Here is a 24,271-nt window from a genome sequence, read left to right as displayed (position 1 = left end):
ACCTCTACCGTGTCTTTACTTCCCCACCCGCCCGGCCGTCATGCCGCCATCGATGCGGAATTCAGACCCGGTGACGAATTTTGCCTCGTCGCTGGCCAGATAGACCACCATGTGGCCGACCTCTTCCGGCTCGCCGAGGCGTTTCATCGGGATGCCGCGGGAGAGCTTGGCTTCCCCTTCCTCGCCGCCGCCGCCCATCTGCACGATCGGGTCGATGATCGGCGTGCGGGTGAAGACCGGGTGAACCGAATTGCAGGTGATGCCGTAGCCCGCCTTCGCGCAATGGAGCGCGACGGATTTCGACATCATCGCGACGCCGGCCTTGGCGACATTATAGGAAAGCAGGTTCGCGTCCGCCATCAGTCCGGCGACGGAGGAGATATTGATGATCGAGGCGGGGGAGTTCTTTTTGAGGTAGGGCAGCGCCGCCCGGGTGCCGATGAAGATCGAATCAAGATCGATATCCATGACCTTGCGATAGCCTTCCCAGGTCTCGGCCTCGATATTGGCCATGGTGCCGATGCCGGCATTGTTGACCAGCACGGAAATGCCGCGCATCGCCTCATTGGCCTGTTCCAGCACTGATGTCCACTGGTCGTGATCAGTCACGTCATGGGCAAAGGCGACGGCGGCGCCGGGGAAGTCCGCGTTGATCGCCCCGGCAGTCTGCGCGACCTTGTCGCCCTGCAGGTCCGTCAGGGCGACGCGCGCGCCCTCTGCGGCGAACATGCGCGCAAAACAGGCGCCAAGCCCCTGCGCAGCGCCGGTGATGAATGCCTTTTTCCCGTCGAGACGGCCCATGTGCTGATCCCTTCCTGTCATCTTGCTGCCATTGGTCATAAACCGGATGGCGCGGCGACTGAACGGTTTTTGTCAGTCGCGGCTGCAGGCAAGGGGAATGGATCAGCCGATGGCGGCGCGGATCGCGTCGATGGCCTTTGCCGCCTCGGCGCCATTGGGGCCGCCGGCCTGGGCCATGTCCGGCCTGCCGCCGCCGCCCTTGCCGCCAATGGCTTCGGCGCCGGCGCGCACGAGTTCGACTGCCGAGAGTGTCTTCGACAGTTCCTCGGTGACGCCGATGGTGATCGCGGCCTTGCCGTCATTGACGGCGATGAAGGCGGCGACGCCCTCTCCAAGTTTCGACTTGGCTTCATCGACCATGCCGCGCAGTTCCTTCGCCGGCACGCCGTCGAGCACGCGGCCGACGAATTTTATACCGCCGATATCCTCGGCTTCGGAGGGCGCGGCGCCATTGGCAGAGCCGCCACCGAGCGCGATTTTCTTGCGCAGTTCGGTGACTTCCCGCTCCAGCCTGCGGCGCTCATCGGCCAGCGCCCTGGCCCGGTCAGCCAGTTCGCCCGGCGTCGTCTTCAGCGCGTCTGCGGCGCGTCTGGCGTTGCGCGCCTCGTCTTTCAGATATTGCCGCGCGCCCTCGCCGGTCATCGCCTCGATCCGGCGAATACCGGCGGCGACGCCGCCTTCATTGACGATGGTGAACAGCGCGACATCGCCGGTGCGCGACACATGGGTGCCGCCGCACAGCTCCATCGAATAGGGGCGCCTGGCGTCTTCGAGATCGCGCCCCATGCTCAGCACACGGACGTCATCATCATATTTCTCGCCGAACAGCGCCATGGCGCCGGCCTCGACCGCGTCGTCATAGGGCAGGATACGCGTTTCAGCGGCATCGTTCTGGCGGATCACGCGGTTGACTTCCGTCTCGATGCGCTCGATCTCGTCATCGTTCAGCGGCGCATTGTGCGAGAAGTCGAAGCGGAACCGGTCAGGCAGGACCAGCGAGCCCTTCTGGGTGACGTGGTCGCCGAGCACGTTGCGCAACGCCCGGTGGACCAGGTGCGTGCCGGAGTGGTTGGCGCGGATCGCGTTGCGGCGTTCGGTATCGATGACGAGACGCACGGCCTCGCCTTGTGCGAGGCTGCCCTTGACGATCCTGCCGCCATGGCCGTGCAGGACACCGGCGCGCTTGCGCAGGCTCGTCACCTCGATCTCGGCGCCATTATCCGTATACGCCATGCCGGTATCGCCGGTCTGGCCGCCGGATTCGGCATAGAACGGCGTCTGGTTGACGACGAATTCGACCTCGTCGCCCTCGCCGGCTTCCGTGACGATCTCGCCGCCCCTGACGATCGCCTTGACGATGCCTTCGGCGTCGGTGTGGACATAGCCGATGAATTCGGTCGGGCCGGCCTCGGCGCGGATATCGAACCAGACCTTGTCGGTGGCTTCCTCGCCGGACCCGGCCCAGGAGGCCCGGGCGGCGGCGCGCTGGGCGTCCATTGCCTTGGCAAAGCCATCCTCGTCGACGCCGAAGCCCTCGCGGCGCAGCGCGTCCTGGGTCAGGTCGAGGGGGAAGCCGAACGTGTCATAGAGCTTGAACGCGGTCTCGCCGGGCAGCTTGTCGCCCTTGCTCATGCCGGCGGTCTCCTCGGCGAGGATCTTCAGGCCGCGATCGAGCAGCGAATGGAATTTCTCTTCCTCCGAACGCAGCGTCTGTTCGATCAGGCTCGATGCGCGATGCAGCTCGGGGAAGTGATTGCCCATTTCCTGGCGCAGCACCGGCGCGAGGCGCGCGAGCAGCGGCTCTTTTGCCCCCAGATGGTGGGCATAGCGCATGGCGCGGCGCATGATCCGGCGCAGCACATAGCCGCGACCTTCATTGGACGGCGAGACGCCATCGGCGATGAGGAAGGAGGAGGCGCGCAGATGGTCGGCGACAACCCGATGCGCGGCGGTGAACTCGCCATCAGCCGGCTTGCCGGTCAGGTCGGAGGAGGCCTCGATCAGGGTACGGAACAGGTCGATATCGTAATTGTCATGCACGCCCTGAAGGACGGCGGAGATGCGCTCCAGCCCCATGCCGGTGTCGATGGAGGGCTTGGGCAGGTCGGTCTGCTTGCCGCCCTCATGGCGCTCGAACTGCATGAAGACGAGGTTCCAGATCTCGATAAAGCGGTCGCCGTCCTCGTCCGGCGATCCCGGGGGGCCGCCGGGGATATGGGCGCCGTGATCGTAGAAGATTTCCGAGCAAGGCCCGCACGGGCCGGTATCGCCCATCGACCAGAAATTGTCAGAGGTCGCAATACGGATGATCCTGTCATCGCCGAAGCCGGCGATCTTCTTCCACAGGCCGGCGGCTTCGTCATCTGTGTGGTAGATGGTGACGAACAGCTTTGCCGGATCGAGGCCGAACTCCTTCGTGACCAGGGTCCACGCGCTCTCGATCGCCTCTTCCTTGAAATAGTCGCCAAAGGAGAAATTGCCGAGCATCTCGAAGAAAGTGTGGTGGCGGGCGGTGTAGCCGACATTGTCGAGGTCGTTATGCTTGCCCCCGGCGCGCACGCATTTCTGCGATGAGGTCGCGCGCGAATAGTCGCGCTGTTCCGCGCCGGTGAAGACGTTCTTGAACGGCACCATGCCGGCATTGACGAACATCAGCGTCGGGTCGTTCTGCGGCACGAGCGGCGCAGACTGGACCTTTTCATGGCCGCGACCGGCGTAGAAATCGAGAAAGGCGGAGCGAATGTCATTTACACTTGTCATAGCGACCTGATTTAATCGGGCGCGGGGCGACAAGCAATAGTTCTCTTGGCGCTGGGTCCTGGTACCGGGTCTCAGGACTGGCGGAAGCCGCCTGGCCGGGCAGGCCGCGGCGCTTTTCGCGCCCCCAGCGGAGCGCGCATGGTGAGGGTCGTCGCGCGCGCGCAGCAGCGAGAGGATTTTGCGGCGGGCCGGAGGGCGGCGGGCCAGAGAGACGAGCGGCCGCTGCGCACTGAAAAAGGCACCGGCCCTGCCGGACCGGTGCCTTCCCAATCATTCAGTCCGAAACGGGATCAGGCTTCGGCCTCGATGGTCATGTCATCCTCACCGCCGGGCTGCACCAGCATGTCCTCGGCGATCAGGCCGGCATTCTGACGCACGGCGTGCTCGATCTGGTCGGCGATTTCCGGGTGCTCTTTCAGGAACTGCTTGGCGTTCTCGCGGCCCTGGCCGATGCGCTCGGAATTGTAGGAATACCAGGAGCCGGATTTTTCCACGACATTGGCGAGCACGCCGAGATCGACCAGTTCGCCGGTCTTCGACACGCCCTCGCCAAACATGATGTCGAACTCGACCTGCTTGAACGGCGGCGCGACCTTGTTCTTGACCACCTTCACCCGGGTCTGGTTGCCGACATATTCCTCGCGCTGCTTGATCGAGCCGATGCGGCGGATATCGAGGCGGACGGAGGCATAGAATTTGAGCGCGTTGCCGCCGGTGGTCGTCTCCGGCGAGCCGAACATGACGCCGATCTTCATCCGGATCTGGTTGATGAAGATGACCATGCAATTGGACTTGGAGATCGAGCCGGTCAGCTTGCGCAGCGCCTGGCTCATCAGGCGGGCCTGAAGGCCGGGCAGCGAATCGCCCATCTCGCCTTCCAGCTCGGCGCGCGGGGTCAGCGCTGCGACCGAGTCGATGATCAGGACATCGACCGCGCCGGAACGCACCAGCGTGTCGGCGATCTCCAGCGCCTGCTCGCCCGTGTCGGGCTGCGAGATCAGGAGGTCCTCGAGTCTGACGCCCAGCTTGCGGGCATAGATCGGGTCAAGCGCGTGCTCGGCATCGATGAAGGCGGCAACACCGCCCTTTTTCTGCGTCTCGGCGGCGACATGGAGCGCCAGGGTCGTCTTGCCCGAGCTTTCCGGCCCATAGATTTCAATGACCCGGCCCTTGGGCAGGCCGCCAATACCAAGCGCGATGTCAAGGCCGAGGGAGCCGGTCGAAATCGATTCGATCTCGACGATCTTGTCCTTCTCGCCCAGCCGCATGACCGAGCCCTTGCCGAATGCCTTGTCGATCTGCGACAGGGCCGCCTCGAGCGCCTTTTTCTTGTCCATTTCCCCGCCTTCAACCACCTTGAAATTACTTTTTGCCATATGCCGCCTCTTCTCTCATGACTTGTGTTATCGCTCAAACTGTTTCTGATTGTACCAGTTTTGTTCTCATTGCGCAATAGGGTTAATGCCCTGAAAATATTTGCTTTTTGGAATTTGTTCTATTTTTGTTTTAGGCCGTTGGACGATATCAATACGGGTACTATGATTCTTGCGCCGGGATGCTAAATACGCGGCAGACAAGAAAGGAAATCGACGATGGGTATCAACAAGCAAAGCGATGAAGCGGCCGACCTGCAGATCGGCGCGACGGATCAGGGCATGGTCCGGCTCTATATATCGTCCGGCAGTGTCGACCTGCCGATGGATTTCGAGCCGGCCGACGCCATCGAGATTGCCGAAGAGATCATGGCTGCGGCGGAACAGGCGCGTCATGCCGGCCGCAAGGGCTAGTTTAGACCGTGTTGCAGATACCGTTTCAGGCGCAGCGCGTTTGCTGTCACAATAGCGGCACAGTTGCGCCCTAGACAGAGATGTCGGGCGGATTTGAGAGGAACAGACAATGCGCAAGATTCTCGCCGGGCTCGGTGCCCTTATCGCTCTCATCGTCATCGGCCTGCTGGTCGCACCGATGTTCATCCCGGCCTCGGCCTACAAGGACAGGCTGGAGCGTGAAGCGAGCGCCATGCTGGGCCGCGCGGTCACGATCGGCGACGTGCCGAAGGCGGCGCTGTTCCCCAACCCGGCCTTCACCGTCAACACTCTGATCATCGCCAATGCCGAGGGCATGACCGACGCGCAGTTCGTCTCCGTCGGCAGTGCCGATATCGGCGTGAAGCTGTTTCCGCTGTTCTCCGGCAATGTCGAGATCGACCGCTTCGTGCTGACCGAACCGGAAATCTATCTCGAGCGCCGCGCCGATGGCGAGGTCAACTGGGCGCTCGGCGCGGACGATACCGCCGCCGGACAGGCCGAGGCCGAGGCCGGGACAAGCGAGGGCGGCGATGGCCCGCTCAAGGATATCCGCCTTGGTGATGTGCGTATCATCGATGGCGTGATCGTCTATCGCGACCGGGCCAGCGACCAGACCTTCGAGGCGCGCGACGCCGATATCGAGATCGAACTCGCCTCCCTCGACGAGACATTGTCGGCCGATGGCACGATGACCTTCCAGGGCCGTCCGGCAACGCTGGATGCCACCATCACCACGCCGCGCAGCCTGATGAACAACGCCGCGACGGTGATCGGCCTCGACTTCTCCGTCGAGGACAATGTCGTCGATGCCGATATCAATCTCGCCGGCGGCGCGCTGTCCTATGATGGCCAGCTCGACATCGATGCGCCGTCGCTGAAAAGCCTGCTGGCGACGCTGGGCATGGGGATCGATGTCGACCAGGGCTTCGACCGGCTGAAACTGAGCGGCGATATGGCGGGTACGGATGAGCGCCTGTCCTTTACCGGCGCCGACATCACCTTTGATCAGATCACCGGCAATGGCGATCTCGCCTTTGCGTGGGGCGGCGCCAAGCCGACAGTGACCGGCGACATTGCCCTGTCGCAAATGGACCTGACCCCTTACCTGCCACCGGAAACGGAAGCGCAGAAGGCGAACCGCGAAGACAAGAATGCCGGCTTCCCGGCCTGGCCGACAACGCCGATCGACTTCTCGGCGCTCAATGCCGTCAATGCCGACATCACGGCGACGACGGAGGGGATCACCCTGCCGACGATGAAATTCGGCCGCAGCCAGCTGGGCCTGCGCATCAATAATGGCGTGCTCAATGCCAATCTGAACGAGGTCAACCTCTATGATGGCGGCGGCAGCGCATCGGTCATGGTCAACGCCGCGGGTAACACGCCGCGGGTCGAAAGCGTGCTCGACCTGAAAGGCCTGAACGCCCAGAGCTTCGCCGAGGACGTGCTTGGCCTCAACCGGCTGACAGGTATCGGCGGTGTCCAGGCAAACCTGTCGACCGGCGGCAACAATGTGGCGGCGATGATCAATGCCCTGAACGGTCAGGGCACAATTGCCCTCGACGAGGGCGCGATGGAAGGCATCGATCTGGGCAAGATCATTCAGACGGCGTCGACGCTCATCTCCGGCCTGTCGGCGGAGGACGGCCAGTTCAGCTTCAACCCGCAAGTGCTGGTCACGGCTGTTTCCGAAGCCCGCGGGCAAAGCTCGGAGACGCAGTTCAACCAGCTGCAATCGCCTTTCTCGATCTCCAGCGGGGTCGTCAGTTCCCAGAACATCCTGCTGCGCGGACCGCTCTACATGATCTCCGGCGACGGCACGGTAAACCTGCCGACACAGACGATCGACATGGCCTTCATCCCGACCGTGTTCCAGAGCCTCGAGGACGAGACCGGGCGGCAACTGAACCTGCCCCTGATGATCGGCGGTACGTTCAACGAGCCGACGGTCGGGTTCAATACGCAGGTGCTGCTGCAGGAAGTCGCCTCGGGCCGGATCAAGAACCTGCTCAACAAGAACGGCGTCGACGTCGGTAACGGCGAAAGCGTCCAGGACGCGCTGCAGAACCGCGCCCGCTCGGAGCTGGAAAAGGCCCTTGGCCTGACCCGGCCCGGCACCGCCCCCGCCGAAGGCGAGGAAGGCATCGCCGAAGACGGTACCGATGAAGAGGCAAACCTCGCCCCTGAAGAAGAGGACGAGGAAGAGGAAAAATCAGTCGAGGACCAGCTGAAAGAGCGCGCCCTCGATGCTATTTTCGGCGGAAGAAAGAAAACGGACCAGACTGAGGACGAGTAGAGCCCGGCCTGGTATTGGCCGTGCGCGTCATCTCCAGCTCCGTTGCATCATTGGAGCTGGAGGTTTGCGCAGGGGCTGAGCCGCCTTCGCGCAATTCCGGCAGCACGTAGTCCCTGAACATCTCGCGCAGCTTGGTCTTCAGCACCTTGCCGGTCGCGCCGATGGGGATTTCCTTCACGAATTCCACCGCGTCGGGGCAGGAGATCTTCGGCACCAGCTTGCAGACGAACTGACGCACTTCCTCCGCATCCGGATTGGTGTCCGGCGCCGGCTGGCAGATCAGCAGCGGGCGCTCGTCCCATTTCGGATGGGCGATGCCGATGACGGCGGCGTTGACGACCTGCGGATGCGACAGCGCCGCATTCTCGATATCGATGGTGGAGATCCACTCGCCGCCGGACTTGATCACATCCTTGGCCCGGTCGGTAATCGACATCATGCCTTCCGGATCGATGACGGCAACGTCGCCGGTGTCGAACCAGCCATCGGCGGTCAGCGTATCGCCGTCATACTTGTAATAGGCAGACAGGATCGAGGGCCCGCGCACCTGCAGATGGCCCGATGTCTCGCCATCATGGGGCAGGATCCTGCCGTCTTCGGAGACCAGCCGCATCTCGACAAAGGGCAGCGCCTTGCCCTGTTTGAGCTGTTTCGGGATGCGCTCTTCCTGGGGCTGGTCATAGAAGCCCTTTTCCTCGAAATTGACCGTGCCGGTCGGCGACATTTCCGTCATGCCCCAGCCCTGGCGCACGCGCACGCCGTGGGCCTCGTAGCCCTTGACGATCTTCTCCGACAGGGCGGCGCCGCCGACAAGAGTGTATTTCATGGTGCTGAAGGTCTTGCCCGCGCCGTTGATATAGCCGAGCAGGCCGAGCCAGATCGTCGGTACACCGAGGGAATAGGTCACCCCCTCCTCCTCGATCAGCGTGTGCAGGCTCTCGCCATCCATGCCCGGCCCCGGCAGCACCAGCTTCGCCCCGCCCATCAGCGCCGAGTACGGCACGTTCCAGGCGTTGACATGGAACATCGGCACGACCGGCAGGATCGTGTCGGTATGGTCTGCGCCGAAGGAGGTCGCGAGCGAGGTGACGAAGGTCTGGATCACCGTCGAGCGATGGGAATAGAGCACGCCCTTGGGCTGGCCCGTCGTGCCGGAGGTGTAGCACATTCCGCTTGCCGTGTTCTCGTCGAACAGAGGCCAGTCGAAGGTCTTCTCCTCGCCGGCGATCAGCTCTTCATAGGTTTGCGGGTTCAGCTTCGACTCCGGCGCATGGGCCTTGTCGGTCATCACCACATAGTTCTCGACCGTTTTCAGATGCGGGCTGAGCGCCTCGACCAGCGGCGCAAAGGTGATGTCGTAGAACATGAACCGGTCGCCGGCATGGTTGATGACGAAACCGGCATTTTCCGGTCCGAGTCGCGGATTGATCGTGTGGCAGACCGCGCCGATCGAGCTGATCGCATAATACAGCTCGAGCTGGCGGTGCGTGTTCCAGCCGATCACGCCGATCCGGTCGCCGGTCCTGACGCCCATTTTCTGCAGCGCGTGGGCGAGCTGGCAGATGCGCTCCTCGGCCTGTTTGTAGGTATAGCGGTGCTTGCCGCCCTCGACGAGGCTGGTCACGATCTCCTGGTCGGCGAAGGTGCGCACGGCATGCTTCAAAATCCCCGAAATCAACAGGGGGGTGTCCATCATCAGGCCTTGCATGTGGGTCTTCCTTCCTATGGGTCGTCTTTTTGGCTTGTTTCAGGGCCTAGTCTGTCGCAGACAAAGGGTCCCTGCAACCGTTATGCACAGTGTGATCGAACCGAAACCGGAGTGATGTCAGAGCCTTACCCATCATCACAGACTGTTGATCGCACCGCGGGAGGCACCGCCACGGTGCCCGCGGTTTCGGTGCTGATCGTCAGCTACAATACCGGCGTGCAAAGACTGTCGCGCTGCCTCGCAGCCCTGTCATCCCAGAGTTTCAGCGACTTCGAGATCATCCTGCTCGACAATGGCTCGGATGACGGCTCGGTCGCGGCCCAGAGCCTGCCGGACAATGCGATAGTGGTCGAGGCGGGCAGCAATCTCGGCTTTGCCGGCGGCATGAACCGGGCGGCGCAGGCGGCCACGGGCACGTGGCTCGCCCTGCTCAACCCCGACACCATGGTGCGGCCCGACTGGCTCGGGCGGCTGATCGAGGCGACGCAGCGCCATCCGGGGGTGAAACTGTTCGGCTCGGTTCAGATCGACATGGCCGATCGCGACCGGCTCGACGGCCTTGGCGATGTCTATCACGCCAGCGGTATTGCCTGGCGCGGCGGCTATGGCGCGAGTACGGCGCTGATCCCGATGCAGGACGAGGAAATCTTCGCGCCCTGCGCCGCAGCGTGCCTGTACCACGCCGATCTGTTCCGGAACCTCGGCGGATTCGAGGAAAGCTTTTTCTGTTACAACGAGGACGTGGATTTCGGCTTCCGCGCGCGGCTGATGGATGAACGCGCCGTGCTCGTGCATGACGCAACGATCCTGCATGAGGGGTCTGGCATTACCGGGCGGCGCAGCGCCTTTACCGTCTATCACGGGACGCGCAACCGGATCTGGACCTTCATCCGCTGCATGCCTGCGCCGCTGATCTGGCTGATGTTCCCGGTCCACGTGCTGGCGAATGTGTTCTTCCTTGCCCGGGCCGTGCCGCTGGGCGTTGCCGGTGCCTATTGGCGCGGCATGATCGACGGGTTCTTCAAGGCAGGGGATGCCTGGGCGGCACGCCGTGATCTGCAGGAAAACCGCATCATGTCGTGGCGGGCGATGGCGGGGATGATGACATTCTCGCTCGGCAAGCTGCTGACCCGTGCACCCGATATGCGGTCCCTGCCGGCAGATGAGGATTAATCGTCCGCCTGCTGAACAGCCTCGGCCCTGATCGTCGCGAGCGACATGTCATCGACGGGAAAATCGCGCTCGATCCACAGCGCCTCGGCCTGCTTCAACGCCGCCCCGAGATCGGGCCCCGGCTCCAGCCCCTGATCGATCAGCTGCCGGGCGGTGATCGGAAAATCCGGCACATGCCAGTTGTCGGCCAGGGCCAGCGCCGCCTGCCAGCTGTCATAGTCGGCCTCGGCCGCCTCGCCGAAGCGCGCCATGGCCAGCAATGCCCCGTCGCGAAAGGCGCGATCGCCGAAATGATAGACAAGCACCCGGGCCCGGCGCTCGTCCGGGGCCATATCGGTAAGCGCCGATGCGGCCTCGAGCGCGTCGCGGCGGCGCGTATTGCTGGCATTGGACAGCCGCAGCGCCGCCCCGATGCCGCCCGGATCAGCTGACGGCCACAGGCCCGCCAGCATCACCTCGGCGGCGACCGCTTCGGGCATTTCCGCAAGCCCGGCGACGACATTGATATCTGCCGGATGCGGCCAGACCCGCTCGAGAATACCATCGGCCTCCATCGCCGGCAGGATGAAACCGCGCCGCGGGCCGGAAAGGATCTTCATCATCTCCTGGCCGATGCGTTCCTTCGAAATGCTGTCGAGCCCTTCGCGCAGGCTGCGGCAGGCGGCAGAACCGGTCCCGTCCAGATCGTCGGCGTAACGCGCAGAGAACCGGTAAAAGCGCAGGATACGGAGATAGTCCTCGCGGATGCGTTCTTCCGCCTCGCCGATGAAGCACACCGATTTGCGCTCCAGCGCATCGAGGCCGCCGGCCGGGTCATAAAGCTGCAGATCAGGCGTCAGATAGAGCGCGTTAATGGTGAAGTCACGGCGGCGCCAGTCCTGGTCCCAGTCGGCGGTGAAGGCGACCTGCGCGTGGCGGCCATCGGTCGCGATGTCGGCCCGCAGCGTGGTGATCTCGGCGACCATGCCCTGGTTCATCGCCGTCACCGTGCCATGCTCGATCCCGGTCGGCACGGCCTTCATGCCTGCCGCCTGCAGCGCCTTCACCGTCTCGCCGGGCGTCAGCACCGTGGCGATGTCGATGTCGTTGCGGGCGTCGGGATCGTCGAAATCCGGCGGCACGCCATACAGGCTGTCGCGCACGCAGCCGCCGACGAACATCGGCGCCCCGCCCGCAGCGTCGAGCGCTTTCAGGATGGCTTGCAGGGGCGGATGCGCGACCCAGGCAAAGGCACCGGCGGCCTTGTCAGGCAGGGATATGAGCGACGGGAGCGACACGGTCAGGCTTTCATCACCCGCATCAGCGTGTGGACGATGCCGGCGGTCAGCCCCCAGATATGCCAGTCCTGATAGGGCACGGCGAACATGGAATAGTCGACGCCGCCGAAGCTGCGCCGTTCGATGATGTGGTTCGCCTCATCGGCGAGGTGGGCGAGCGGCACTTCGAACAGGTCATGGACTTCATAAGGCGACGGCATGAACGACGTGGACGGATGAATGATGCCGACAACCGGGGTTACGGCATAACCCTGCCCGCCGAAATGGATGCCCATTTCGCCGACGACCTCGACCCGGTGCGGCGGGATCCCGACTTCCTCATGGGTCTCGCGCAGGGCGGTGGCGACCATGTTCTCGTCCGCCGCCTCGACCCGGCCGCCGGGAAAGGATATCTGCCCGGCATGGGAAGGCAGGTCGGACGAGCGCAGGGTGAACAGCACTGTCGGCGCCTCCGGCCGGTCGATGATCGGGATCAGCACGGCGGCATCGCGCAATGTCGCCGGCTTTTCCCTGAGGATCGGCGGGAAGTCGAGATGGGGGTTGAGCTCCTGGAACAGCTTGCGGTCTTCGCGCGCCACTTCCTCCGCCATGCCGGCAGCCAGCTGCGTGCGCCAGCGGCCGGACCGGGGCGCGGGTGCCTGCCACTGGGGCGAGATGGGTGTGAGCGTCATGTCAGGGCTTCCGGGAATCGATTTCCTCATAGGGGAATACAGCACCCGCGCTGCGCAGGGAAGGCGGATCGCCGCGCAGGAGCGTGACAAAATCATAATAGAGGGTGCGTGTCAGCCGTGCCTTCAACCCGGCACGCACCTCGACATAGGGCACCAGCGCGCCGTCATCGGCCCGCTCGCGCGGATCCCGGCGAAAGGTGATCGGATGGTCCGGCCCGGCAATGACTTCGTCGCCGACATTGGTCCGGAAACGGAGGGTCTGCCCCTCGCCGTCGCCATCGACCTCCATGCCGACGGCGAGGAAGGGGACATCCTCGACCGTCAGCTGAAGCTTCTCCACTGGCGTGACGAGGAAATAGTCATCGCCCTCGCGCTTTAGCACGGTGGAGAACAGCCGGACCAGTTTGGTGCGGCCGATGGGCGAGCCTTCATGCACCCAGATGCCGTCACGGCGGATCGTGATGTCGATCTCGCCGCAATGGTCCGGGTTCCATGTCTCGACCGGCGGCAACGGGCGGTCACCCTGCAGGTCGGCCATCGAGGCAGCCAGTGCGAATAAATCGGTCATACCAATAGAACTGGGGCCGGAAATGGTTTTGTCCATCCCGGCCCCGGTCGATTGGTCGATTTCGTCAGCAGACGCCAGAGGTCGAACTCCCTAGAGCTCGCACTCAAGGCAGCGGACATAGAGATTGTTCGGATCGTTATAGGCCTCGTAATAGCGCGCCTCGCTGGCGATCTTCTGGATCATCTGCTTCAACGCCGGCTGCTGATAGTCGGCGAGATAGCTACCGAACAGCTCGGTCTCGTCGGCGGCCTTGCCCTTGAACAGGGCATCGCTCTCGGCGGCGAGGCTTTCCAGGAACTTCTCGAAGCGCGACTTGTTTTCATGCATCTCGACAAGGTCATAGTCACCCTCGATGCCGGCAAGCGCGGCGGCGGCGGCAACGGCATCGTCAAGCGAGCCGAGTTTGTCGACGAGGCCGATATCCAGTGCCGTTTCGCCAATCCAGACGCGGCCCTGGCCGATGGCATCGACCTCCTGTTTGGTCAGGTCGCGGCCATTGGAGACGATCGTCAGGAAGCGGTCATAGCCGTTCTCGGTCGACCGCTGGATGATGGCGCCGAACTCTTCCGGCAGCGGCCCGATGCCTGCCGCGATGATCGGCGACAGGTCCGTCGTGCCGACACCATCCGTGTAGACACCATATTGACCGACCGTGTTCTCGAAGGTCTGGACGAAGCCGAAGATACCGATGGAACCGGTGATCGTCGTCGGCGCGGCCCAGATCTCGTCAGCCCCGGCGGAGATCCAGTAGCCACCGGAGGCGGCAAGCGACCCCATGGAAACGACGACCGGCTTGCCGGCCTCCTGCAGCGCCAGGACTTCCGAACGCATCACTTCAGAAGCGAACGCAGAACCGCCCGGGCTGTCGACGCGCAGGACGACGGCCTTGACGTTATCGTCTTCGCGGGCCTGTTTGAGATAGCGCGCGATCGTGTCGCCTGCAGCAACGCCGAAGGGCTGGTCGCCATCGACGATGGTGCCAGCGGCGGTGACCACAGCGACATCCGGTGCGGCGGTATTTTCCGGCCCGGCAGCAGAGACGAGATAGGTGCGGAAGCCGACACCCTTGAAGCTCTTGCCGTCGCGGTCTTTGCCGACGAGGTCGATCAGATACTGCTTCTGGCCTTCGCGGTCGCGCAGTTCGTCGACGAGACCGACATTCATCGCAGCCATGGCAAGGTCGCCACCGGCAGCGTCGATAATGTCGACCGCATCGTCGGCATAGCTGGCAATCGCGCCGGCGGGCAGGCCGCGGGCAGCTTCGATGCCGCTGGTATATTCACGCCACAGCACGCTGAGATAGGCCCGGTTCGCTTCCTTGGCCGGCTCGGACATGTCATCACGGGTATAGGGCTCCAGCGCAGACTTGTAGGTGCCGACGCGGAACTCGTGATTGGTGACGTTGAAGCGCTCGAACAGGGATTTCAGATAGGTGCCGTAGCTGCCATAGCCGTAGATCAACAGGCTGCCATAGTCGTGCAGCATGATGTGGTCGGCATGGGAGGCGAGCAGATATTGCTCCTGGCTGTAATAATCGCCGACAGCGACGACCGTCTTGCCGCTTTCCTTGAAAGCGTCAATTTCGGCGGCGATGTCATGCAGCTTCGAGGCCGCATAGGACGGCACGTAGAGCTGGCCGAGATCGAGGACCATCGCCTTGATGCGGCTATCGTCCCTGGCAGCACGGATGACGCGGATGATGTCGTGGACCTCGACTTGCGGCGGCTGGCCGGCGCCATAGGCTTCGGACAGCGCCTGTTCGAACGGGTCGATCGCCGCAGCCTGCTCGACCAGAACGCCCGCGGGGTCAAGCACCAGGGCAGCGCCTTCCGGCACTTTCAGCGACGGTCCCTGCTGGTTGCCGCCACCGCCCATTTGTGTCGCAATGCCGCCGATGAAGGCGACAAAGACGATCATGATGAAAATGAAAACCATCGCCTGCAGGAACAGGGCGATGCCAACGACCGCTTTGATGATTGTCTTGAAGAAACCCCAGAAGGTCAGTTTATTGTCGCCGTCAGCCATTTAAGCCCCTCACCATACGAATACTCTTCTATAATCTTGGCCAGACGGGGTTAATATTCAATCCCTTAAGATGACGATCTGTCCATTTACGGTACTTTTCGTTGTCAAATTGCATCATACGGGGGAAAACGGATTTCCCGGACACGGACCCGTTCTGGTACGGGATTTCTCAACAGTTTCAGGAGCTAAGGCGAGCATATGGCAGTTGACGGCGGACAGGCAGACGACATTCTGGAGGAATTCGAACAACTCTCCGTCAAGCTGCGGACCGTGCGCGGATCGCTGGGCGAGGTGATTTTCGGCCAGGAAGACGTGATCAACGAGGTGCTGACGGCCCTTGTCGCCGGTGGCCATGCCCTGCTCGTCGGCGCGCCCGGCCTCGCCAAGACCCTGCTCGTCACCTCCATGGCCACGGTCACCGGCCTTGCCGACAAGCGGGTGCAATTCACGCCCGACCTGATGCCGGCCGACGTGCTGGGTGCCGAAGTGCTGGAAGAGGCACAGACCGGCGAACGCTCGTTCCGCTTCATCAAGGGCCCGATCTTCTGTCAGCTCCTGATGGCCGACGAGATCAACCGCGCCAGCCCGCGTACCCAGTCGGCCCTGCTGCAGGCGATGCAGGAGCACCATGTCACCATCGCCGGGGAGCGCCGCGACCTGCCCGAACCATTCCATGTGCTCGCGACCCAGAACCCGATCGAGCAGGAAGGCACCTATCCGCTGCCGGAAGCCCAGCTTGACCGCTTCCTGCTGCAGGTGAATGTCGATTACCCGTCCGAGGCCGCCGAGCGTCAGATGCTCGCCGCCACGACCGGCACGGTGAAGAAGCAACTGACCGCCGTCATGGGCCCCGCCGACCTGATGGCGGCACAGGCCATGGTGCGCAAGATGCCGATCGGCGAGAAGCTCGTCGATGCGATCCTGCGGCTCGTGCGTGCCGCGCGGCCGGTCGGCGATGGCTCCGGCCGGATGGATGAAACGATCGCCTGGGGCCCGGGTCCGCGCGCATCGCAAGCCCTGTCGCTCGCCATGCGCGCCCGTGCCCTGATCGACGAGCGCGAAGCGCCGAGCCTCGACGACCTCGCCGCCCTTGCCTCCCCCGTGCTGCGCCACCGAATGGCGCTGACCTTCCGCGCCCGGGCCGAGGGGCTGACGACGGACAAGGTCATCGCCGATCTGGTCAAGCGGGAGGTCTAGGCCCTCTCTATGGCCCCAAACCCACAGGACAGACTGCATCATCTGCGCGGCCAGGCCGAAACGCTGGCCAGCACCCTGCCGCCGCTATTGCTCGCAGCCGAGCAGCTGGCCGCGACGGTGCTCGCCGGTGTGCATGGCCGCCGCCGCGCCGGGCCGGGCGAGACCTTCTGGCAATACCGCCCCTATGTGCAGGGCGACAGCTATACCCAGATCGACTGGCGCCAGTCCGCCCGCGTCGCCGACCGGCTTTATGTCCGTCAGCAGGAGTGGGAAGTGGCCGCGACCCTGTGGATCTGGTGCGATGCCGGGGCGAGCCTCGACTATGCCTCCTCCGAGGCGATCCCGACCAAGCGCTGGCGGGCACAGCTTCTGGCGACGGCACTCGCGTCGCTGCTTGCCCGCGCCGGTGAACGGATCGGCCTCGCCGGTTCCGGCCGCCGCCCCTTCATCGGCCGCCGGGCACCGGAACTGTTCGCCGAAAAACTGCTCGGCATGGCGCAGGATGATGACGGCCTGCCGCCTCAGATCGAGACGCCGGGTCACAAGCGCTATGTGCTGATCAGCGACTTCTATACCCCCATCGACGCGCTGGAGGAGCGCCTGAAGAGCCTCGCCCTCGACCATGCCCGCGCCCACCTCATCCAGGTCGTCGATCCGAGCGAGGAAGACTTCCCCTTCTCCGGGCGCACCGAATTCCTGCCGACGAAAGGCGGCGAAAGCCCGCTGCTGTTCGGCAATGCGGGCGCCATCGCCAATGACTATGCCCGAATCTACAAGGCCCATCGCGGCACGATCCGTGATTTGTGTACCCATTATGGCTGGACGTTCTCCACCCACCGCACCGACCACCCGGCGCAGACGGCGCTTGGCGCGCTCTATCGCGCGCTGATGCCGGAGGTGATCTAGATGATCGGTGCCCTGAGCTTTGCCGCGCCGCTGGTGCTTTTCGCCCTTGCTGTCCTGCCGGTGCTGTGGCTGTTGCTGCGCGCCGTGCCGCAGGCGCCCAACCGCACCCGCTTTCCCGGCCTGTTCTTCCTGCGCCAGCTGCGCAACAGGGAAGAGACACCGAGCCGCACACCGTGGCCGCTGCTGCTGTTGCGGATGCTGGCGCTGGCCGGGCTGATCATCGCCCTTGCCGGTCCACGCCTGAATGCACCGGAAGAGGCGGGCGGAGATGGCCCTGTCCTCGTCGTGCTCGACGATGGCTGGCCCGCCGCCGACACATGGCAGTTGCGCCGTACCGCCCTTGCCGCCATCGCTGCGGAGACCGCAGACACCGACCGGCAAATCTGGGTACTGACAACCACACCGCTTGAAGCCGAACGGCGGGAAGACGCCCTGCGCGGTCCGATGACGCCGGAAGACCTGTCGCGCTATGCCGACAGCGTCAGCCCGCGCGCGCTCGCGCCGGTCCGGGGCGACACCATGCCGTTGCTGCGCGATCTGTCCCGGCGCTTCGATGGCAATGGCGATATCCGCTGGCTGTCCGATGGCGTCTATACCGGCAGCGACCTGCCGGAGCGGCGGTTTGCCGACCGGCTCGCCGAACTCGGGTCTGTAAGCGTCTATCGCGAACAGCTCGATAGCGGACCGGCGGGCGTGCAGGCGCTGACCTCGATCGCCTATCGCGCCGACCGGCTGGAGGCTGTCATCACCCTGTCGGAACCGGCGCAGGCCGAGTTGAGCGGTACGCTGAATGTCACCGCCCGCGACGGGCGCCTGCTGCAACAGGCAGGCTTCACCATTGCCGCAGGCGCGGCGACCGCGCGGACGGATATCGACCTGCCGCTGACCCTGCGCAACGAGATCGGCGCGGTCCGGATTGCCGGGCAGCGCTCCGCCGGGGCGGTGCAACTGGCCGATGCCTCCTCGCGCCGGTCCCTTGTCGGCATTGCCGGATCGGGCGAGCAACTCTCCGGCACGCTGCTCGATGGCGGCTTCTATATCCGCCAGGCGCTGGCGCCCTATGCCCTGTTTACAGATGGCACGATCAGCGACCTTGCCGCGTCCGATGCGACCGTGATCTTTCTCGACGATATCGGCCGGCTGCGCCCCGGCGATGCCGAGGCGCTCGGCCAATGGGTCGAGGATGGCGGCATCCTGATCCGCTTTGCCGGGCCGACGCTTGCCGATGTCGCGCAGGATGCGAGCCGCGCGGCTGAGAGTGAATTGCTGCCCGTGCCGCTGCGGGGCGGCGGGCGCGCCTTTGGCGGGGCACTGACATGGGAAGAGCCGCAGAACCTCGGCGGCTTCGCCGAAGACAGCCCGTTCGGCGACCTGCAGATCGACCCGGAAATCATTGTGCGGCGGCAGATCCTCGCCCGTCCCGGCGCCGACACGGCAGAGCGCAGCTGGGCCTATCTCGAAGACGGCACGCCGCTGGTCACCGCCCGCCCCCGGGGCGAGGGTATGCTGGTGCTGTTCCATGTCACCGCGAGCCCGAGCTGGTCGGAACTTCCCGTCTCCGGCCTGTTCGTCGAAATGCTCCGCCGGCTGACAGCCCTGTCGGTGACCGAAGCGGCCAGCCTCGACCCCGACCAGACGTTCGCACCCTACCGGGTGCTGGACGGTTTCGGCGCGCTGTCGGAACCGTCCGACACGGCCGAGCCGATCACGGCGGCGCAGGCCAGCGCAGGGGCCAGCGCCGACCTGCTGCCCGGCCTCTATGGCAGTCCCGACACGCCGCTCGCCGTGAATGCCGTGACGGCCTCGACCAGCCTCGGCCCGCTTGCCGCCATCGGCGCCTATGCTAATGCCCGCCCGCGCCTCTATCAGGAGCGCCAGCCGGTAACGCTCGCGCGCTGGTTCCTCGTGGCGGCGATCCTCCTGATCCTTGCAGAAATGCTGTATACGATGCTGTTGCAGAACAAGCTGATCCCCGGCTTCAGGAGGTCCGGCACCGCCGCAATCATCGTGGCCGCATGCGCAATGACCATCGCGGCTCCCCATGACGCGATGGCACAGGAGCGCCCGCCGATCGACCGCAAGGCGATCGAGTCGGCGCTCAACACCCGCCTTGCCTATGTCATCACCGGTGACCGGGAAATCGACACGCTGTCGGATGCCGGCTTGCGCGGGCTTTCCTTCGAGCTAGCCCGGCGTACGGCGCTGGAACCCGCCGACCCGGTCGGGGTCAATCTCGCCACCGACGACCTGTCGCTTTATCCGATGCTGTACTGGCCGGTGACGGCGGCGACGCCCGTCCCCGCCGAGGCGGTGCTGGCGCGGCTCGAGGCGTTCATGGCCAATGGCGGGCTGATCGTCTTCGACACGCGCGACGGCGAACGGGTCATCGGCAATTCGCAGACACAAGAAGGCCTCGCCCTGCGCAATATTCTCGAACTGATGAACGTGCCGCCGCTGGAGCCGCTGCCGACCGGGCATGTGCTGGGGCGCTCTTTCTATCTCATGGACGACCTGCCGGGGCGCAGCGACCAGGGCCCGATCTGGGTCGAGGCGCAGGGCGCGGTCGGCAATCTGAATGATGGTGTCACGCCGATCATCATTGGCGGGCGGGACTGGGCCGCGGCGTGGGCCGTCGACCAGTATCAGCGCCCGCTGCGGCCGATGGGTCCCGGCGGCTATCGCCAGCGCGAGCTGGCCTTCCGTGCCGGGATCAACATGGCCATGGTCGCCCTGACCGGCAATTACAAGGTCGACCAGCTGCAGGCCGAAGCCCTGCTCGACCAGCTGGGCGAGGAGGCCAATCCATGAGCGGCCTGGTGTTCGCCCCGATGATCCCGCTGGCCTGGTTGTGGGCGCTCGCCGCAGCAAGCGGCCTTGTCGCGCTCTCCATGATCATCCGGTCGCCGGTCGGCGGCCTGTTCCGCCTCGCCGCGCTGGCCGGGCTGCTGGTGCTGCTGGCCCAGCCGCGCCTGTTGCAGGAGACGACCACGCCCCTGCCCGATATCGCCCTCATCGTCACCGATACCAGCGCCAGCCAGGAGCTCGACGGACGGGACGCGGTGACGGCTGAGGCCGTGGAGGTTCTGCGCCAGCGGCTCGCCAATCTGCCGGACATCGAAGTGCGCGAGGTCAATGTCGATGGCCGCCAGGAAACCCGCCTTGGCGAGGCGATTTCTTCCGGCCTTGCCGATGTGCCGCGCGGCCAGCTCTCCGGCGTCTTCGTCGTCACCGACGGCCAGAGCGCGGACGACATCCCCACCGCCCGGAGCCTCGGCATCACCGCGCCCGTCCACCTGATGCTGACCGGCCGCGAGGACGAGCAGGACCGGGTCGTTGAAATCCTCAGCGCGCCGCGCTTCGGTATCGTCAACGAGGAGGCGGAAATCCGGTTCAAGGTCGCCGATTACGGTTTCGATGGCGGCAATGCCAATGTCTATCTGCGCGTCAATGGCGAGGAAGTCGTCAGCCGCACGGTGCAGGTCGGCGAGGAACTGACCCTGACCGCGCCCCTGCCGCGTCCGGGCAAGACCGTGATCGAGCTGATCGCCGACAGCGTCGATGGCGAGCTGACGACGCGCAATAACCGCGCCGTGATCCAGATCTCGGTCATCCGCGACCGGTTGCGCGTGCTGCTCGTCTCCGGCGAGCCCCATGCCGGTGAGCGCGTCTGGCGCAACCTCCTGAAGTCCGACCCCGCGGTCGACCTGATCCATTTCACCATCCTCAAGCCGGCGACGAAGCCGCGCGTCGCGCCGGTGGAGGACCTCGCCCTGATCCGCTTTCCGGAGAATGAGCTGTTCCTCGAGAAACTCGACCAGTTCGATGTGCTGATCTTCGACCGCTATACCTATCGCGGCGTGATGAGCCCGCTGCATTTCGACAATATCTCGCGCTATGTCGAGAATGGCGGTGCGATGCTGATCGCCTCCGGCCCGGAATTCATCGGCGAGTCCTCTCTCGCCGGGCGCCGCAACCTCGCCTATATCCTGCCCGCCCTGCCCAATGGCGAGATCGGGAATGAGCCTTTCGTTCCCATGCTGAGCGATGATGGCCAGCGCCATCCAGTGACCGCGACGCTGGACGATGCCGGCGATTGGGGCCGCTGGCTGCGGGTCATCGGGGTGACGCCGCGCGCCGGCCGCACGCTGATGGAGACGCCCTCGGGAGCGCCGTTGATGATTCTCGACCGGGTCGGCGATGGCCGTGTCGGCCTGCTGCTGTCGGACCATGTCTGGCTATGGGCGAGAAATTTCGACGGCGGCGGCCCGCACCGGGAAATGCTGCGCCGTCTCGTCCACTGGCTGATGAAGGAGCCGGAACTGGAAGAAGACTCCGTCATCCTCGCCGCCGATGCGGAGAATGGACGGATCTCGATCTCGCGCCGGACCATGGAAGACGCGGTCGAGCCGGTAGCTCTGCGCCTGCCGAGCGAGGAAAGCGTGACGCTGGACCTGGAAGAAGACGGCCCCGGCGAATGGTCGGCGATTTATGAAGGGGCAGAGCCCGGCCTCTATACCGTCACGACCGAGGCGGCCGACGGACGTTCCCTGTTCGATGTGACGGCGCTGGGCCTTGCCGCCCCGCCCGAATTCGCTCGTGTTCTGGCTACGGATGATTATCTTGCCCCGCTGGTCGAGGCGAGCGGCGGCGGGCTCTACTCGGTCCGCCAGGGCGAGGATACCGTCCGCGTCCCCTCCATCCGCCAGGTCCGCGAAGGCCGACCGGCGTCCGGGCGAGGCTCGGATTCGGGCTGGGCCGGGATCATCGACCGCGATGCCGAAAGGCTCGATTCCGTCAGCGCCCGTCCGCTTGCGCCGGCGTGGCTGTGGCTGGCGCTGATCGGCGGGCTGCTCGTCATCGGCTGGCTGCTGGAAGGACGCGCGTCTTTGTTCCGCCGTCCGTCACCCGTTACCGACTGATCCGGTTTATTGATTTTAAACCGTCAGCGTGACAGTGTGGGCCCATGCGCATCACACCCATTCTCTTTGCCGCCCCCGCCCTGCTCTTGCTGAACGGCTGCCTTGCCGGCGCTGCCATCAATGCCGTCGGCGAAACGGTGGAGGCCGGTGTCGAGGTGACCGGGGCCGTGATCGGCACAACGGCAAAGACCGGCGGCGCGGTTGTCGGCGGCACGGTTGACGCGATCATGCCAGGCGACCAGAGCGGCAAGAAAGACAAGAAGAAAAAGGACCGGGACTGAGCCTGACCCGTGCCTGCAGACCGTCTTAACGCCGCTTAAACGAATGTTGCGATATTGATAAGGCTCACGTTGTAGCGGAGTGTATCGTGATCGGCAGAAAGCGCCAGGAAAGTGCGGCAGCCCTGAAAACACCGGAACAGGAAGCCGGTGATGTCATGCGGTCGCTGGCGCGGGCGCTGAACAATCCGCTCAAATCCGCCGAAAAACCCGCCGCCCGCCAGAGCCAGGATCTACGCCATACGCTGCGCGCGATCGAGGCGTCCTTCTACCTGCTCGACCAGCTGCGCGACGTGATCGTCGAAGCCTGCCACCTGGTGCTGCGGGCCAATGTGATCGAGGATCTTGCCGGCCGCGCCCTGCTGGCCGAACAATATGACGAGCTGCGCAATGCCATCGAAAGGCTGATCGACGGCGCCGAGGAAGAAGCCTCGGCCCTGCTCGGACCCTCGGCGGAAGGGATCACCGCGACACTGAATGCGACCAGCAGCTATACCGTCTTTCCGACCCGCCTCAGCCTGTCCAGCGACAGCATCGATCTGCCACCGCCGGTCGAAGGCTTTGCCGATACGGCAGAGGTTGCGCGCATACTCGGCAAGCTCGACAAGGCACTCGATACGCTCGACCAGGTCTCGGCATCCTATATGAAGGACGCGCAATACCTGATGACCAAGCTGGGTCAGTAATCACCCGACAGACGCGGGATCGCCTTTACCGTCAGGATCGTTTGCCGCAAGACCTGCCTGGACAGCATCGCCACTGACGCGCCTGACGCGGTGCGTGTTCCGCTCGCCCATCTTGAAAAGCCAGAGGAACATCACGTTCATCAGGACAATCCCGCCGAGGGACAGCGCGAAGACCGGCAGGGAGACCTGTTCCTTCAGGACCGTCCAGACATATTGCACGATACACAGCGTACAGACGATCAGCAATGTCGGCGCGCGCGGCAGCCGGTTTACGACGATGGCCCCGAGCGGTGCGCCGAGGGCCACGACCGGCGCGGCGGCGAGGAAATTCCAGGCCACTTCCGGCGACAGGTAGTACAGGTCCGGATTGATCTTCGACAGCAGAATATTGCTGAAGATGCCGATGACCGAGGTTGCCGCCATCAGGATGACCGAGGTCGGGATCGCGATCTTCAGGTCCTCGCGATAGAACAGCACGAGCACGGCATAGATCATCATGTCGATGCCGACTCCGGTGAGCGAGGCAACGATGCCGCCGGTCAGACCGATGGCGAGGCCGATGGGCGCATCGAACGTGCCATGGGGGTCGCGCGTGCCATCCGGCTTCAGGATGGCGCCGAGCTTGAGGAAATGGATGACCCCGAACCCGGCCCAGACGACGGCGAAGATCAGCTTCACGGCCAGATCTGGCGCATAGGGCGCAATGAAGGCAGCCCCCAGCGGCGTGCCGATCAGCGTTCCCACAAGCGCCGGGCGCAGCAGGCGCAGATCGATCGGACGGCGAGCCGCCAGAATGTATATGCTGGCAGAAACCATGCCGATGGACTGGACGGCGAGGCCAAAACTCCTGCCGAGGGACGCCGGCTGGTCAAACAGCAGCACGAGCACGGGGAAACCGACCGTCCCACCGCCCATCGGCGTCGATCCGGCAAAGTACGAGCCGGCCATCATGGCAAGGGATATCGGCCAATGGGAGAACACCTCGTCCCAGAACCCGAACCCCGTCACGACCGTCAGCCAGACGGTATAGAACAAGGCCAGCCAGGCCAGAAACGGCCAGAGCTTCTTCCACACCGGCTGCTTGGTAAAATTATCCTGATGACGCAAAACGAGACCTTCCCCGGGAGTTCAACCCGCTATCCTATATTGATGCGCCATGAGGCGGTCAATCGACGCCTCGAACGGGCCGCCGGAACGC

General features: G+C 64.4%; 18 protein-coding genes. 9 read left to right on the top strand and 9 right to left on the bottom strand.

Going from position 1 to position 24,271, the window contains the following annotated elements:
- Positions 1-15: 15 nt before the first annotated feature.
- The 3 genes from IEV88_RS00845 to recA all read right to left on the bottom strand — a co-directional run bounded on the left by IEV88_RS00845 (position 16) and on the right by recA (position 4,937).
- On the bottom strand, positions 16-822 hold the full coding sequence (locus IEV88_RS00845; RefSeq protein ID WP_188481180.1) for an SDR family oxidoreductase: 807 nt from the start codon (positions 820-822) through the stop codon (positions 16-18).
- Between the two features lie 81 nt (positions 823-903).
- Positions 904-3,561, bottom strand: coding sequence for an alanine--tRNA ligase (gene alaS / locus IEV88_RS00840; RefSeq protein ID WP_188159410.1), 2,658 nt, complete (start codon positions 3,559-3,561; stop codon positions 904-906).
- A gap of 290 nt (positions 3,562-3,851) precedes the next feature.
- Positions 3,852-4,937: a recombinase RecA gene (gene recA / locus IEV88_RS00835; protein ID WP_188159409.1), complete on the bottom strand. Its 1,086-nt coding sequence runs from the start codon at positions 4,935-4,937 to the stop codon at positions 3,852-3,854.
- Between the two features lie 216 nt (positions 4,938-5,153).
- Between recA and IEV88_RS00830 the strand changes: the two genes are divergently transcribed.
- Together IEV88_RS00830 and IEV88_RS00825 are read left to right on the top strand one after the other, a co-directional pair.
- On the top strand, positions 5,154-5,348 hold the full coding sequence (locus tag IEV88_RS00830; RefSeq protein WP_188159408.1) for a DUF6324 family protein: 195 nt from the start codon (positions 5,154-5,156) through the stop codon (positions 5,346-5,348).
- Positions 5,349-5,457: 109 nt separating this feature from the next.
- Entirely contained in the window at positions 5,458-7,665 is a 2,208-nt protein-coding gene (locus IEV88_RS00825) for an AsmA family protein (protein ID WP_188159407.1), read from the top strand.
- Here the strand turns inward: IEV88_RS00825 and IEV88_RS00820 are convergent.
- The gene (locus IEV88_RS00820) at positions 7,619-9,361 is read right to left on the bottom strand and encodes a long-chain-fatty-acid--CoA ligase (protein ID WP_229731385.1); all 1,743 of its coding nucleotides are present in this window, start codon (positions 9,359-9,361) and stop codon (positions 7,619-7,621) included. The genes IEV88_RS00825 and IEV88_RS00820 overlap by 47 nt on opposite strands.
- Positions 9,362-9,547: 186 nt before the next feature.
- Here IEV88_RS00820 and IEV88_RS00815 point away from each other — a divergent pair, with 186 nt between their 5' ends.
- Positions 9,548-10,546: a glycosyltransferase family 2 protein gene (locus IEV88_RS00815; RefSeq protein WP_188159405.1), complete on the top strand. Its 999-nt coding sequence runs from the start codon at positions 9,548-9,550 to the stop codon at positions 10,544-10,546.
- Here the strand turns inward: IEV88_RS00815 and IEV88_RS00810 are convergent.
- The 4 genes from IEV88_RS00810 to sppA form a co-directional block, all read right to left on the bottom strand.
- A complete protein-coding gene (locus tag IEV88_RS00810; RefSeq protein WP_188159404.1) occupies positions 10,543-11,823 on the bottom strand; it encodes a CCA tRNA nucleotidyltransferase in 1,281 nt (426 codons plus the stop codon). The two genes, IEV88_RS00815 and IEV88_RS00810, sit on opposite strands and share 4 nt — an antisense overlap.
- A gap of 2 nt (positions 11,824-11,825) precedes the next feature.
- Positions 11,826-12,494 (bottom strand): CoA pyrophosphatase, encoded by a 669-nt coding sequence (locus tag IEV88_RS00805; protein WP_188159403.1) that lies wholly within the window; start codon positions 12,492-12,494, stop codon positions 11,826-11,828.
- Position 12,495: 1 nt separating this feature from the next.
- Positions 12,496-13,062: a DUF1285 domain-containing protein gene (locus IEV88_RS00800; protein WP_188159402.1), complete on the bottom strand. Its 567-nt coding sequence runs from the start codon at positions 13,060-13,062 to the stop codon at positions 12,496-12,498.
- A 90-nt stretch (positions 13,063-13,152) separates the two neighbouring features.
- Positions 13,153-15,087 carry a signal peptide peptidase SppA gene (sppA, locus tag IEV88_RS00795; RefSeq protein WP_188159401.1) on the bottom strand — a complete coding sequence of 645 codons (1,935 nt, stop codon included), beginning with the start codon at positions 15,085-15,087 and terminating at the stop codon, positions 13,153-13,155.
- A gap of 198 nt (positions 15,088-15,285) precedes the next feature.
- Between sppA and IEV88_RS00790 the strand changes: the two genes are divergently transcribed.
- From IEV88_RS00790 to IEV88_RS00765, 6 genes are all read left to right on the top strand, one after another.
- Positions 15,286-16,284: an AAA family ATPase gene (locus IEV88_RS00790; RefSeq protein ID WP_188159400.1), complete on the top strand. Its 999-nt coding sequence runs from the start codon at positions 15,286-15,288 to the stop codon at positions 16,282-16,284.
- Between the two features lie 9 nt (positions 16,285-16,293).
- Positions 16,294-17,190 (top strand): DUF58 domain-containing protein, encoded by an 897-nt coding sequence (locus IEV88_RS00785; RefSeq protein ID WP_188159399.1) that lies wholly within the window; start codon positions 16,294-16,296, stop codon positions 17,188-17,190.
- The gene (locus IEV88_RS00780) at positions 17,191-19,998 is read left to right on the top strand and encodes a DUF4159 domain-containing protein (protein WP_188159398.1); all 2,808 of its coding nucleotides are present in this window, start codon (positions 17,191-17,193) and stop codon (positions 19,996-19,998) included.
- On the top strand, positions 19,995-22,109 hold the full coding sequence (locus tag IEV88_RS00775; RefSeq protein ID WP_188159397.1) for a hypothetical protein: 2,115 nt from the start codon (positions 19,995-19,997) through the stop codon (positions 22,107-22,109). The genes IEV88_RS00780 and IEV88_RS00775 overlap by 4 nt, the downstream gene beginning before the upstream one ends.
- 44 nt (positions 22,110-22,153) lie before the next feature.
- Positions 22,154-22,390, top strand: a complete 237-nt coding sequence (locus IEV88_RS00770; RefSeq protein WP_188159396.1) for a hypothetical protein — start codon at positions 22,154-22,156, stop codon at positions 22,388-22,390.
- An 86-nt stretch (positions 22,391-22,476) separates the two neighbouring features.
- On the top strand, positions 22,477-23,073 hold the full coding sequence (locus IEV88_RS00765) for a hypothetical protein (RefSeq protein WP_188159395.1): 597 nt from the start codon (positions 22,477-22,479) through the stop codon (positions 23,071-23,073).
- Here IEV88_RS00765 and IEV88_RS00760 read toward each other — a convergent pair whose 3' ends face one another.
- On the bottom strand, positions 23,074-24,180 hold the full coding sequence (locus tag IEV88_RS00760; RefSeq protein ID WP_194420185.1) for a sulfite exporter TauE/SafE family protein: 1,107 nt from the start codon (positions 24,178-24,180) through the stop codon (positions 23,074-23,076).
- Positions 24,181-24,271: the final 91 nt, after the last annotated feature.

The organism is Aquisalinus flavus (assembly GCF_014640095.1).
Lineage (GTDB): Bacteria > Pseudomonadota > Alphaproteobacteria > Caulobacterales > Parvularculaceae > Aquisalinus > Aquisalinus flavus.
This window is presented reverse-complemented; position numbering and strand designations above follow the sequence as displayed.